This is a genomic window from Mycobacterium sp. (genome assembly GCF_035623875.1).
GTDB lineage: Bacteria > Actinomycetota > Actinomycetes > Mycobacteriales > Mycobacteriaceae > Mycobacterium.
Window position 1 is genome coordinate 1 of record NZ_DASPSP010000154.1, and the last position, 13,306, is coordinate 13,306.

Here is a 13,306-nt window from a genome sequence, read left to right on the forward strand (position 1 = left end):
GAGAGCCGAAGCGACGCCGGTGCGCTTTCGGGCACGATCGGACTGCTCGGCCGAACCGGCGAAATCCGCTGGTAGGCGGAGCCGAGCGGAGGACGTGGGTCGGGTTCGCCTTTGTTGGGCCAGAGCGCGACCGCCCGTTCCGACTGCGCGGTGATGGTGAGAGCGGGATTGACGCCCAGGTTAGCCGTGATCGTCGACCCATCGATGATGTGCAATCCCGGATACCCGTATAGCCGCTGGTAAGGATCGACGACGCCAGACTGCCGGCGAATCTCCAATGGGACAACCGCCGATGAAATGCGCGGTGGTCGGTCGGTTGACGACGTCGAAGTACCAGCCCCGGGGGTCACCATCGATCTTTGCGGCAGCACGTCGAGTGACGTCATTCGCAATCGGAATCCAGTTCGAAGTGGGCGCGCCGACACCCTGTCGGGACGCCATCTTCGCGCCCAACAGACCACGCTTGAGGTAAGTCGTGAGCGAATTGTTCAAATCCTGCATCACAAGCAGGGATACTGATCTCTCCGAGCCTCTCCGCACATTGAACGAGCGGGCGAATGCAGCCGGGTGACGCAGATTCGTCAGCATCCATCTGGCGAGACGGTGCCGGTCGCCGTCGACCAGAGTGGTGGTGAGTAGAAAACCCCAGTTGCTGCCCTTCCCGACACGGAAGGCTTCGATGTGCGTGTTCGCATCGGGGTGGATCGACGACGTCCCGGCCACACCTTGGGCCAGATCCGTCCGGGTTCGCGAGGTCGCGATCAGGTTGACCTCCGAGTTGGTCCGCGCAAGCTCACCCAACCGCGCCGAGATCCGGGGTAAGGAACCGTTGGCCCGTAGCCGATGCAGCAAGTTTTGCGTGCCGATCGCGGCGGCCGCGAACACCACCTGATCGGCGCGCCAGGTCCGGTGTCGCTTACGAAACCACCGTCCACTTTCGACGGTTTCGACCTAGTAACCGCCGGCGGGCGATTCACGGACGTCGACGACGGTCGTCATCGGATGAACCTGCGCGCCCGCCTTTTCCGCAAGGTACAAGTAGTTGCGCTCGAGGGTGTTCTTGGCATTGTGCGCGCATCCAGTCCGTGATCGAGGCCCATTGCGGATCGTTGTAGAACTGCTCCGGCGGTTCGTAGAGAACATTGCCGTAGATCAGTGAACCGCCACCGACGCCAACAGCCGACTGGATAGCGACGTTCTTCAAAACGGTGATTCGCAGCGGGCCTGTGAGGCCGAAATAGGGCTGCCACAGGGTCTTTCGCATAGGAACACTATCCGGCGGGTAGTCCTCCGGCCGCCAGCGTGCTCCCTGCTCGAGCACGCCGACGCGGTATCCCTTCTCGCTCAGGCGAAGAGCGGCAACCGAGCCGCCGAAACCCGATCCGATCACGATCACGTCATAGTCGGGACTCATCGAAGTCCTCTCGCAAGCTGCATGAAGGCGATCGATTGACGGCGATCGAGCATTAGCAGGCTGACGCTGAGAATAGGCCTTCGAACCGAGTACGCACGCGAAAATCGCGCGCGTGACTGTCAGGAAGCGCCGACCGTCAAGGCGGCAACCGTCATCGCTCGCATCACCGCCCGTGAACGCGCCGCTCGTGCCGCCCTGCCATCGGCAGCCTTCAGGCTGTGTGGAGTGGAGTTAAGCAGCCCGAACACCGCGTGCGCCATCAGCCGCGCGTCGGCCTCGGCAAGTCCGGGTTCGAGTTCGCGCAGCACCCCAACCCAGACTTCCACGTACTGGCGCTGCGCCCGGCGCACCTGACGTTCGGCCGGGGCGGGCAGATGAGAGAGGTCGCGGTCCTGAATGCGGATGAGATCTGGTTCACCCAGCGCGAAGTCGAGGTGGAAGTCGATCAACCCGTTGAGGGCCGCGTCGGCGTCGGCCTCGCGGGCTCGGACTTCTCGTGCGCCGGCGAGCAAGCGAGTGCTGATGCCGACCAACAACTCGACCAGCAGCGATTCCTTGTTGGGGAAGTGCCGGTAGATCGCTGGGCCGCTGACCCCCGCCGCGGCACCGATGTCTTCCAGACGCACAGCCAGAAATCCGCGTTCGGCGAACAGCCGCTCGGCGGCCGCCAGCAGTTGCAAGCGCCGGTCCGATTTGCGTCGAGTGCGCCGGTTCGGTGTCTCGGCGTGGCCTCTGTCCTCACCGCGATCAGCGGGGTCGGCCGGAGCAGACACTGCCATGACGGCCTCCCTCGGCAACTCGCGCTGGACACTTCGGTTAATCGCCACTAACATATCATGAGTTAGTGATCATTAACCGAAATTGGCCTGCACTCGATGACCTCTCCGGCGGAGAACCGCGACGCGCACCGCGCGCTTGTTGCCCAGCTGCGCGACAAGCTGGCCGTGGCCGGCCTCGGTGGCCCGGAACGCGCCCGCGCACGCCATGTCGACCGCGGCAAACTGCTGCCCCGTGACCGAGTCGACGGACTGCTCGATCCCGGTAGTCCGTTGCTCGAGATCGCCCCGCTTGCCGCCGACGGAATGTACGACGGCGAATGCCCGGGGGCCGGCATCATCACCGGTATCGGCAGGATCTCCGGTCGTGAATGCATGATCGTGGCCAACGACGCGACGGTCAAAGGCGGTACCTACTACCCGATTACGGTCAAAAAACACCTGCGCGCTCAGGAGATCGCCGGACAGAATCGGCTGCCCTGCATCTACCTCGTCGACTCCGGCGGCGCCTTCCTGCCCCGTCAAGACGAGGTGTTCCCGGACCGCGACCATTTCGGCCGGATCTTCTACAACCAGGCGAAACTCAGCTCCGAGGGCATCCCGCAGATCGCTGCCGTGCTGGGGTCTTGCACGGCGGGCGGCGCGTACGTCCCGGCGATGAGCGACGAGGCGGTCATTGTCCGCAACCAGGGCACCATCTTCCTCGGCGGCCCGCCGCTGGTGAAGGCGGCCACCGGAGAGGTGGTCTCCGCGGAGGACCTTGGCGGCGGAGAACTGCACTCCAAAATCTCTGGTGTCACCGATCATCTCGCGCACGACGATCGCGACGCGCTGAGCATCATCCGCCGGATCGTCTCGACACTGGGGCCGCGCGAACCGCGTACCTGGGATGTGCGTCCTACCGTGGATCCGATTGCCGATCAAACCGAGATCTACGACGTGGTTCCGGTCGATCCGCGAATTCCCTACGACGTACACAACGTCATCACCCGGATCGTCGACGGGGGTGAATTCGTCGAATTCAAAGCCGAATATGGCAGCACGCTGGTCACTGGATTCGCGCACATCCACGGCCACCCGGTCGGCATCGTCGCCAACAACGGCGTGCTGTTCAGCGAATCTGCGCTCAAGGGTGCACATTTCATCGAGCTGTGCGACAAACGGTTAGTGCCGTTGTTGTTCTTGCAGAACATTTCCGGGTTCATGGTTGGCCGCGATTACGAGGCCGGCGGCATCGCCAAAAACGGCGCCAAGATGGTCACCGCGGTGGCGTGCGCGCGAGTGCCCAAGCTCACCGTGGTGATCGGCGGGTCCTATGGTGCGGGCAACTACTCGATGTGTGGACGGGCGTATTCGCCGCGCTTCCTGTGGATGTGGCCCAACGCCCGAATCTCGGTTATGGGTGGTGAGCAGGCCGCGTCGGTGCTGGCGACGGTACGCGGGGAGATGACGGCCGAGGAGGAGGACGCGTTCAAGGCACCGATTCGCGCACAGTACGAACACCAGGGCAATCCGTACTATTCGACGGCCCGGCTCTGGGACGACGGGGTCATCGATCCTGCTGACACCAGAACGGTTGTCGGTCTTGCGCTGTCAGTTGTCGCGAATGCGCCCGTCGAGCCGATCTCCTACGGCGTCTTCAGGATGTAATGCGATGGGCTTCGATACTGTTCTGGTCGCCAACCGCGGTGAGATCGCCGTTCGGGTGATCCGGACGCTGAAGGCGATGGGCATCCGGTCGGTCGCCGTCTACAGCGACGCCGACGCCACCGCGCGCCATGTCGCCGCGGCGGATCTCGCGGTCGCGATCGGTCCGGCGCCCGCTCGCGACAGCTATCTCAACATCCCTGCGGTCGTCGACGCGGCTGTTCGCACCGGAGCCAAGGCCGTTCACCCGGGTTATGGATTCCTTTCGGAGAACGCCGATTTCGCGGCCGCGCTGGCAGCGGCGGGGGTTACTTTCATCGGTCCGCCGGTGAGTGCCATCCAAACTATGGGCGACAAGATCGCCGCCAAGGGCACCGTATCGGCGTTCGGTGTACCCGTGGTTCCCGGTATCGCGCGGCCGGGACTCACCGACGACGAACTGATTGCGGCGGCCGAGGGGATCGGCTACCCGGTGCTCGTCAAGCCATCCGCCGGTGGTGGCGGCAAGGGCATGCGCATGGTCGAACGGCCCGCTGACCTGCCTGCCGCGCTGGTCAGTGCCCGCCGGGAATCGGCGGCGGCGTTTGGCGATGACACGCTCTTCCTCGAGCGATTCGTGTTGCGCCCCAGGCACATCGAAGTTCAGGTGCTAGCCGACACCTACGGCAATGTGGTGCATTTCGGTGAACGGGAGTGCAGCCTGCAGCGCCGACACCAGAAGGTCATCGAAGAGGCGCCGTCGCCGCTGCTGGATGCCGCGACTCGCGCTCGTATTGGCGCTGCCGCATGCGATACCGCCAGAAGCGTGGATTACACGGGTGCCGGCACGGTGGAGTTCATCGTCTCGGCTGACCGGCCCGACGAGTTCTTCTTCATGGAGATGAACACCCGGCTGCAGGTCGAGCACCCGGTCACCGAAATGGTGACGGGCTGGGATCTGGTTGAATGGCAAGTACGGATCGCCGCGGGGGAGAAGCTGACCGTCAGCCAAGCTGATATTGCCCTGCACGGACACGCGATTGAAGCCCGGGTCTACGCCGAGGACCCTGCGAACGGCTTCCTGCCTACCGGCGGCGATGTGCTGGCGGTGGTGGAACCGCAGGCGGCGGGTGTGCGGGTGGATTCGGGCCTGTCCGCGGGGATGGTCGTCGGCAGCGAATACGACCCCATGCTGGCGAAAGTGGTTGCGCATAGCGCGGATCGGGCTGCCGCGCTGCGCACCCTCGATCGGGCCCTGGCGGACACCGCGGTGCTCGGCGTCGTCACCAACGTCGAGTTCGCCCGGTTCCTGCTGGCCGATCCCGACGTCGCCGCCGGTCGGCTCGATACCGGGCTGTTGGACCGACGGGCCGGGGATTTCGTCGCGGCACCCCTGTCCGACGAACAGTTCATCGCGGCGGCGGCTTTCCATTGGTTGCGGCTTTTCCCCGCCCCGGGCGCCGACGTGTGGGAGGTGCCATCCGGGTGGCGCGTCGGGGTAAGAGCGCCGGTGAGCATCCGGCTGCGCGCCGGGGAACGCATCGACCACGTCCACATCACTGGCGCCCTAGGATCGGCCGAAGTCCGCATTGAAGATGGCGAATGTCGCTCGCTGCAAGCCGATCTCAAAGGCGACCAGCTCACAGTGACACTGGATGGGCTGCGTAGCGAATACACCGTCGCCACGGCTGACAGCAAGATCTGGTTGGCCGGCGGCGGCGCCACTGCGGTGCTCGAGGAGGTTCGGGAAGCCCCGGTGCGCCCGGACGAGGAGCACAGCGGCGACGCCGAACTGATCAGCCCGATGCCCGGGGCGGTCGTCGCGGTGAGCGTGAACGACGGTGCTGAGGTTGAGGCCGGCACCGTTGTCGTGACGGTTGAGGCGATGAAGATGGAGCACGCGCTGGCGGCCCCGGTCGACGGTGTGGTCGAACTTCTCGTTGGGGCTGGCGACCAGGTCAAGGTGGGTCAGCCACTAGCCCGGATTACCTTGAACACCAACGCATTACCAGAAGTACAAGAAGCAGAGGATGACGCCTCATGATCGATTTCCTGTCCACCGCGACGCTGCCGGATGAGTACCAACAGTTGGCCAAAACAGTCCGTGACTTCGCGCAGAGCGTCGTCGCACCGGTAGCCGCGCAGCACGACGCCGAGCACTCGTTCCCTTACGAGGTGGTCGCCGGGATGGCTGAGATGGGCCTTTTCGGTCTTCCCTTCCCGGAAGAGCTCGGCGGAATGGGCGGCGACTACTTCGCCCTGTGCCTGGCGCTCGAGGAACTGGGCAAGGTCGATCAAAGCGTCGCCATCACGCTGGAGGCCGGCGTCTCGCTCGGCGCCATGCCCGTGTACCGGTTCGGCACCGATGCGCAGAAGCGGGAATGGCTGCCGCAGTTGGCAAGTGGTCGGGCTCTCGGCGCCTTCGGGCTGACCGAGGCCGGCGGCGGCAGCGATGCCGGCGCGACCAAGACCACCGCGCAGCTCGACGACGGCCATTGGGTGATCAACGGGTCCAAGCAGTTCATCACCAACTCCGGTACCGACATCACCAAGCTGGTGACGGTCACCGCGGTAACCGGCGAGCGGGACGGCAAAAAGGAGATCTCGTCGATCCTGATTCCGGTACCCACGCCGGGGTTCACCGTCGAGCCGGCCTACGACAAGGTCGGCTGGAAGGCCTCGGACACCCACCCGCTGAGCTTCGACGACGTGCGCGTGCCCGAGGAGAATCTGCTCGGCGAACGCGGTCGCGGGTATGCCAACTTCCTGCGTATTCTCGACGAGGGCCGCATCGCGATCGCCGCACTCTCGACCGGAGCTGCGCAGGGTTGCGTCGACGAGAGCGTCAAGTACGCCAGGGAACGCGAAGCGTTTGGCCAACCGATCGGCCGATTTCAGTCCATCGCATTCACGATCGCCCGGATGGAGGCTCGCGCCCACACCGCTCGCACCGCCTATTACGACGCCGCGGCGCTGATGTTGGCCGGCAAGCCGTTCAAGAAGCAAGCGGCGATCGCCAAGTTGACGGCCAGCGAGGCGGCCATGGACAACGCGCGTGATGCCACCCAAATCCACGGTGGCTACGGTTTTATCAACGAATTCACCGTCGCCCGCCACTACCGGGACAGCAAGATCCTGGAAATCGGTGAGGGCACGACCGAAGTGCAGTTGATGCTGATCGCGAGAGAGGTCGGGCTGTGACCGAGTCAAACGGGGAGCAGCCTGTCAAGACGGTCATCCAGCGCGGGTTGTGGTTCGAAGAATTCGAAACTGGTGTGCGTTACCTGCACCGCCCGGGACGGACCATCACCGAGGCTGACAACGTGTTGTTCACGACTTTGACCATGAATACCCAAGCGCTGCACCTGGATGCCGCGTTCTCTGATGCCCTGCCGCCGTTCAATCAGCGATTGGTGAACTCGATGTTCACCCTGTCGACCCTGGTCGGATTGTCGGTCGCGCAGCTGACCCAGGGGACCATCGTGGGCAATCTCGGCTTCTCCGAGATCGCTTTCCCTAAACCGCTGTTCCATGGCGACACGCTTTACGCCGAGACCATCATCACCGAGAAGCGGGCGTCAAAGAGCCGTCCCCGAGAGGGCATCGTGACGTTTGCGCATACCGGTCGAAATCAGCACGGTGACGTGGTCGCCACCGCGAGCCGCAAAACCCTGGTGCGGATGCGGCCACTGGAGGCCGCTGACGGGGGGGCCTGATGGGCCTGCAAAATCCCGGGCCGGCGTGGCTTTTCTGCCCGGCCGACCGTCCAGAGCGCTACGAAAAGGCCGCTGCTGCAGCCGATATCGTGATCCTTGACCTCGAGGACGGGTGCGCAGCCGCGGACCGCCCCGCTGCCCGCGAAGCGCTGGTCAACGTCCACCTCGATCCGGCCCGGACCGTGGTGCGCGTCAACCAGTTCGGCACGGCCGATCAGCAGCTCGACTTGGAGGCCCTCAAACGCACCGGCTATGACACCGTCATGCTGCCCAAATGCGAGACGGCCGAACAGGTTAGCGCGCTGGCACCGCTGAACGTCATCGTCCTGGTCGAATCGCCGATGGGTGCGCTCGCCGTCACCGAGACGGTATCCGTCGACAACTCCGTCGCGGTGATGTGGGGTGCCGAGGACTTGTTCGCGGTGCTCGGCGGTACGGCGAACCGTTACCCGGACGGGACATACCGCGAAGTGGCCCGCCATGTCCGTTCACAGTCCCTGCTGGCTGCGAAGGCGTACGGCCGCCTTGCGCTGGATTCGGTGTACCTCGACATCAAGAATCTCGACGGGCTGCGCGCCGAAGTCGACGACGCGGTCGCGGTGGGCTTCGACGCAAAGGTTGCTATCCACCCCAGCCAGGCGCCCGTGATCCGGGCCGGTTACGCACCGTCCCCGGATCAGGTGCGGTGGGCGCGACACGTTCTCGCCGCAGCCGTCGATGAACGCGGTGTCTTCGCATTCGAGGGCATAATGGTGGATGCGCCCGTGTTGCGGCGAGCCGAACGGATTGTGCAGCTGGCGGCTGATATCGGCTTGTAGCAGTCCCGGTCTTCGGGTTTGCTCAGACCCGCCGCCCACCTGCGCCGACCGTTGGTTGGAGGCGGTATGGCTGAAGCTGCTCTCACACCGATGACTGTCGACCTCGAGCCGGTGCAACTCGTCGCCCCGGACGGCACACCAACAGCAGAAGTCCGTTACAGCCGCGAGCTTCCGGCCGAGACGCTGTGCTGGCTCTACGAGATGATGGTGGTCACCCGCGATGTCGACGCCGAATTCGTCAACTTGCAGCGGCAGGGTGAACTAGCACTGTTCGCGTCGTGTTGCGGTCAAGAGGCGGCACAGGTCGGCGCGGCGGCCTGCCTGCGCAAGACCGACTGGTTGTTTCCCCAGTACCGCGAATTGGGCGTCTATCTCGTGCGCGGCATCCCGCCCGGCCATGTCGGTGCCGCCTGGCGCGGAACATGGCATGGCGGGCTGGATTTCACCAAGAAGTGCTGCGCCCCGATATCGGTTCCGATCGGCACCCAGACGCTGCATGCCGTCGGCGCCGCCATGGCCGCCCAGCGGCTCGGCGAGGACTCGATCACGGTGGCCTTCCTTGGCGACGGCGCCACCAGCGAAGGTGACGTACACGAAGCACTGAACTTCGCGGCGGTATTCAAAGCGCCGTGTGTGTTCTACGTGCAGAACAACCAGTGGGCGATCTCGGTGCCGCTGTGCGGTCAGACAGCTGCCCCGTCGATTGCGCACAAGGCCATCGGGTACGGAATGCCCGGCATCCGGGTGGACGGCAACGATGTGCTGGCGTGCTATGCGGTGATGGCCGAAGCCGCCGCCCGGGCCAGAGCCGGCGGCGGGCCGACGCTGATCGAGGCGATCACGTATCGCCTTGGCCCGCATACCACGTCGGACGATCCGACGCGATACCGCAGCCAGGAAGAACTGGACCGGTGGCACATGCGGGACCCGATTCCGCGCTACCGGACATATCTAGAGAGCCGGGGATTGTGGTCGGAGCGGCTGGAAGACCGGGTCGCCGCCCGATGCAAGCGGCTGCGGGCCGATCTTCGCGATGCGGTGTTCGCGGCGCCCGATATCGACGTCGACGAGGTCTTCACCGCGGTGTACGCCGAAATGACGCCGGGGCTTGAAGCGCAACGTCAACAGTTGCGCGCTGAAATCCGTCGGGAGGTGTGATGACCCAGATCGCCGAACCCCCAACCCACTCGACTGCGGAGTTGTTCACTGCTACGCCGATGACTATGGTCCAGGCGCTCAACCGGGCATTGCACGACGCGATGGCCGCCGACGACCGGGTGCTGGTCTTCGGCGAGGACGTGGCGACGCTGGGCGGCGTTTTCCGGGTCACCGAGGGACTCACCGCGACATTCGGCGCGGACCGCTGTTTCGATACCCCGCTGGCCGAGTCCGCGGTGATCGGCATCGCCGTCGGATTGGCGCTGCGGGGCTTTGTGCCGGTGCCCGAGATCCAGTTCGACGGATTCTCCTATCCCGCCTTCGATCAGGTGGTCAGCCACCTGGCGAAGTACCGGACCCGCACCCGCGGCGAGATCAACATGGCGGTCACCGTCCGGATACCGTCGTTCGGCGGTATCGGTGCAGTCGAGCACCATTCGGAATCCACCGAGTCCTACTGGGCGCACACCGCGGGGCTGAAAGTCGTGGTCCCGTCCACACCGTCCGACGCCTATTGGCTGCTGCGCCACGCTATCGCTTGCCCGGACCCGGTGATGTTCCTAGAACCCAAGCGGCGCTACTGGGGTCGCGAGGTCGTCGACACAGCCCGGCCGGGACTTCCGATCGGTCAGGCGGCGGTCCGCCGCGCCGGTACCGATGTCACCGTGCTGACCTATGGCGGCCTGGTGGGTACGGCATTGTCAGCCGCTGAAATAGCTGCCCGCGAATATGATTGGAGCCTTGAGGTCATCGACCTGCGATCGCTGGTCCCGCTGGATTTCGACACCGTGGCCGCGTCGATCCGCCGTACCGGGCGGTGTGTGGTGCTGCACGAGGGGCCGCGAAGTCTGGGCTACGGCGCAGGACTGGCCGCCCGCATCCAGGAGGAGCTGTTCTACGAGCTCGAAGCACCGGTGTTGCGCGCCTGCGGGTTTGACACCCCCTACCCGCCGGCCCGACTGGAGAAGCTGTGGCTACCCGGTCCCGATCGACTGCTGGATTGCGTTGAGCGCGTGCTGGAGCTTCCGTGAACCCGCCCGCCGATCACGATCGCGTCAAGGTGTTCGTCGTGCCCGACCTCGGCGAGGGCCTCGAAGAGGTGACGCTGTCCTGCTGGCGCGTCGCGGTCGGTGACGACGTCGATCTCAACCAACCGTTGTGCTTGGTGGAGACCGCCAAGGCCGAAGTCGAGATCCCCAGCCCGTACGCAGGCCGGATCGTGGAAATACGTGGGGCCGAAGGTGATGTGCTGACGGTCGGCTCGCTGCTGGTCCGGATCGACACCAGGCCCGGCGCGACGGCCGCAGCCACCGCGTCCAACGGTGAGTTGTCCACGCGGAGGCCGCTACTCGTCGGATATGGGGCCGATGACGCACTGGACACCAGCCGAAGACGTCCGAAAGCCAAGCCGTCCGTGCGGAAACTGGCCGCCGAGCTGCTCGTCGATCTGGGCGATGTGCCGCCGGGCCCTGACGGCCTGGTCAGCCGCGAGGCGGTGCTGGCAGCCGCGGGAGTCGGCACCGAACGGCCCGGCGTGTCATACGACGTGTTGCCGGTGCGCAGCGTTCACGCTCAGATGGCAGAGCGGATGACGCTGTCGCGCAGCCAGATCCCCGATGCGCATGCGAGCGTCCAGGTCGACTGCACAGCTCTGATGCGACTTCGCGGTCGACTGTCCGCAGCTGTCGATGGCGGCGACGAGGTCATCTCGCCATTCCTGCTCACGTTACGATTACTGGTAATCGCGTTGACGCACAACAAGATTCTGAACTCCACGTGGGTTGACGGCCCGGAGGGCCCGCAGGTGCACTCCCATCACGCGATCCATCTGGGTTTCGCCGTCGCCGCGCCCCGCGGTCTGCTGGTCCCGGTGGTCACCGACGCGCAGGACAAGACCACGCGTGAACTCGCGGAATGCGTAGCGCGGCTGATTCGCGAAGCCCGTGCAGGCACCCTGAAACCGGCCGAGCTTGCTGGCTCGACTTTCACCGTGTCCAACTTCGGGGCGCTCGGACTCGACGACGGGGTGCCGGTGATCAACTATCCGGAGGCGGCGATCCTGGGCATGGGCTCTCTCAAACCGCGGCCCGTGGTCCTCGACGACACGGTCGTCATACGTCCCCAGATGACCCTGACCTGCGTGTTCGACCACCGAGTCGCCGACGGTGCCAATGTGGCGCAGTTTTTGGGGGAGCTGCGGCGGCTGATCGAATCACCGGGCACGGCGCTGCTCGATCTCTAGCGGCCGCACTGTCCATGCGCTCAAGTCGGCGCCCGCGCAGAACGCTTTGCCGGCGCCGGTGAGGACGACGGCGTGCACATCGCGATCGGCCTCGGCGCGCTCGACTGCCGCGCGTAGCTGTCTTGACATCTCGTCGTTGACGGCGTTGCGGCGGTCGGGGTCGTTGACGGTGATCAGCGCGACACGGTTGTCGACGTTCACCTGGACCAGATCGGACTGGGGCATCGGGCACCTCCGCTGATTCGCCGCCGACGGCACGTAGCGCACCATCCGAGGAGATCCGCCACATAGACCTCGCGTGTCACAGTGGCTTCTGCGATGTGCGCCCCTGGCAGTTCGGGTTCCAGGACATGCGCATAGCGTGTCTCAAGACATCCGAATAGGTGGCGGCGCGAGTGTCAAGGCGTGTCGAAGGCCCGCTCGAAGGACCCCGGTTTTGATCGCAATCAACAAATCCGTCACACCCCGAGTCTGCCGGTCCGAAAACCTAAGCGACCGACCAAACACATGGAGCCAATTCGAACCGTCGCCTCGGGGCCTCTTCAAGTTGACATTTGCGAGAGGTCGCCGCCGGCTGCGCCAACTTCCCCGGAGACGATCCTCCACCACGGTTTGATGTAGCGGTGTTCGCCGTGCGGGTCGAAGTAGCGGCTTATCAGCTCTTGTGCTCCCACGTCGACCACGTTCTGGAAGCCCCGCGACGCAAGGAATGTGGGCGCTTTGCCCTCGTCGATCCCGAAAGTGAGCGGCTCGCTGGTGTGGCTCATTTTGGCGAACTCGTTCGCCGCCCCGCGCAGCGTGCACGTACCCTCCACCACCGAGCGCAGTATGTAATCGAACAAGATCACGCTGCCCGCCCCGGCACTGGCGATCACAAAGCCCAGAATCTCATCCACCGCCTCCGAGTCGAGATAGGGCGTCACTCCTTCCCATAGAAACACCGTCGGGCGCGTCGTGCGGTAGCCGCACTCCAGCAGCTTGTCGGCAAGCTTGTCCACCGTAAAATCCACCGCAACGTAGGACACGTTGGCCGGGATCTCACCGATGACGGCACCGACCTTGGCCTGCTTCGCCGTGGACGTCGCAGGATGATCCACCTCGAACACCTGCACAGCACCCAGCTGATCGGCAAACCGGTAGGGCCGCGAATCGTAGCCGGCTCCCAGTATCACCAGCTGTTCAGCCCCGCCCGCCAGCCGTTCCTGCAAGAGATCGTCGAAATAACGAGTACGAGCGATGACATAGTAATGATGCCCGGCGAAGCGCTGTTCGATCAGCCCCTCCACCGCATTCCGAAACGGCCGACTCCATAGCAGCATCCGGTATTTCGCGCCGAGAAATCGTTCCGCCAACGGATCGCAGCAGATCCGCTCGGCGGCCGGCTTGCGCGTCTCGATCGCTCGAGACAGCGCCATCTGCTCCGCGGTGGTACTAGATCGAGTCGCTTTCATGGGGCTCGATGACAATCTAACCTGACTTGGCGTTCTGGTTAGGAACTATTCCGATGTCTTGAGACATCAGTGTGCCCCTGATGTGCGCCGCGATCTGTGCCCCCG

The 13,306-nt window shown here is 64.8% G+C and carries 10 protein-coding genes and 2 pseudogenes; 8 read left to right on the plus strand and 4 right to left on the minus strand.

The window, feature by feature from the left end:
* A pseudogene (locus VEI45_RS12500) lies at positions 1-1,414 on the minus strand (GMC oxidoreductase); the annotation flags it as partial.
* A 119-nt stretch (positions 1,415-1,533) separates the two neighbouring features.
* Complete coding sequence (locus VEI45_RS12505) at positions 1,534-2,193, minus strand: TetR/AcrR family transcriptional regulator (protein ID WP_324853580.1); 660 nt, start codon at positions 2,191-2,193, stop codon at positions 1,534-1,536.
* Between the two features lie 96 nt (positions 2,194-2,289).
* On the opposite strand from VEI45_RS12505, the gene VEI45_RS12510 reads away from it, so the two are divergent.
* From VEI45_RS12510 to VEI45_RS12545, 8 genes are all read left to right on the plus strand, one after another.
* Positions 2,290-3,840 carry a carboxyl transferase domain-containing protein gene (locus VEI45_RS12510; protein WP_324853582.1) on the plus strand — a complete coding sequence of 517 codons (1,551 nt, stop codon included), beginning with the start codon at positions 2,290-2,292 and terminating at the stop codon, positions 3,838-3,840.
* 4 nt (positions 3,841-3,844) lie between these two features.
* On the plus strand, positions 3,845-5,860 hold the full coding sequence (locus VEI45_RS12515; protein ID WP_324853584.1) for an acetyl/propionyl/methylcrotonyl-CoA carboxylase subunit alpha: 2,016 nt from the start codon (positions 3,845-3,847) through the stop codon (positions 5,858-5,860).
* Entirely contained in the window at positions 5,857-7,017 is a 1,161-nt protein-coding gene (locus VEI45_RS12520; protein ID WP_324853586.1) for an acyl-CoA dehydrogenase family protein, read from the plus strand. The genes VEI45_RS12515 and VEI45_RS12520 overlap by 4 nt, the downstream gene beginning before the upstream one ends.
* Positions 7,014-7,532 (plus strand): MaoC family dehydratase, encoded by a 519-nt coding sequence (locus tag VEI45_RS12525; protein ID WP_324853588.1) that lies wholly within the window; start codon positions 7,014-7,016, stop codon positions 7,530-7,532. The genes VEI45_RS12520 and VEI45_RS12525 overlap by 4 nt, the downstream gene beginning before the upstream one ends.
* Positions 7,532-8,350: a CoA ester lyase gene (locus tag VEI45_RS12530; protein ID WP_324853590.1), complete on the plus strand. Its 819-nt coding sequence runs from the start codon at positions 7,532-7,534 to the stop codon at positions 8,348-8,350. Before VEI45_RS12525 ends, VEI45_RS12530 begins: the two co-directional genes overlap by 1 nt.
* A 66-nt stretch (positions 8,351-8,416) precedes the next feature.
* The gene (gene pdhA, locus VEI45_RS12535; RefSeq protein ID WP_324853592.1) at positions 8,417-9,508 is read left to right on the plus strand and encodes a pyruvate dehydrogenase (acetyl-transferring) E1 component subunit alpha; all 1,092 of its coding nucleotides are present in this window, start codon (positions 8,417-8,419) and stop codon (positions 9,506-9,508) included.
* Positions 9,508-10,539 carry a 3-methyl-2-oxobutanoate dehydrogenase subunit beta gene (gene bkdB, locus VEI45_RS12540; protein ID WP_324853594.1) on the plus strand — a complete coding sequence of 344 codons (1,032 nt, stop codon included), beginning with the start codon at positions 9,508-9,510 and terminating at the stop codon, positions 10,537-10,539. Before pdhA ends, bkdB begins: the two co-directional genes overlap by 1 nt.
* Entirely contained in the window at positions 10,536-11,750 is a 1,215-nt protein-coding gene (locus VEI45_RS12545) for a dihydrolipoamide acetyltransferase family protein (protein ID WP_324853595.1), read from the plus strand. The genes bkdB and VEI45_RS12545 overlap by 4 nt, the downstream gene beginning before the upstream one ends.
* Before the next feature lie 15 nt (positions 11,751-11,765).
* Here the strand turns inward: VEI45_RS12545 and VEI45_RS12550 are convergent.
* Positions 11,766-11,975, minus strand: a pseudogene (locus VEI45_RS12550) (enoyl-CoA hydratase-related protein); the annotation flags it as partial.
* Between the two features lie 317 nt (positions 11,976-12,292).
* Positions 12,293-13,201 carry a class I SAM-dependent methyltransferase gene (locus VEI45_RS12555; protein WP_324853597.1) on the minus strand — a complete coding sequence of 303 codons (909 nt, stop codon included), beginning with the start codon at positions 13,199-13,201 and terminating at the stop codon, positions 12,293-12,295.
* Positions 13,202-13,306 lie beyond the last annotated feature (105 nt).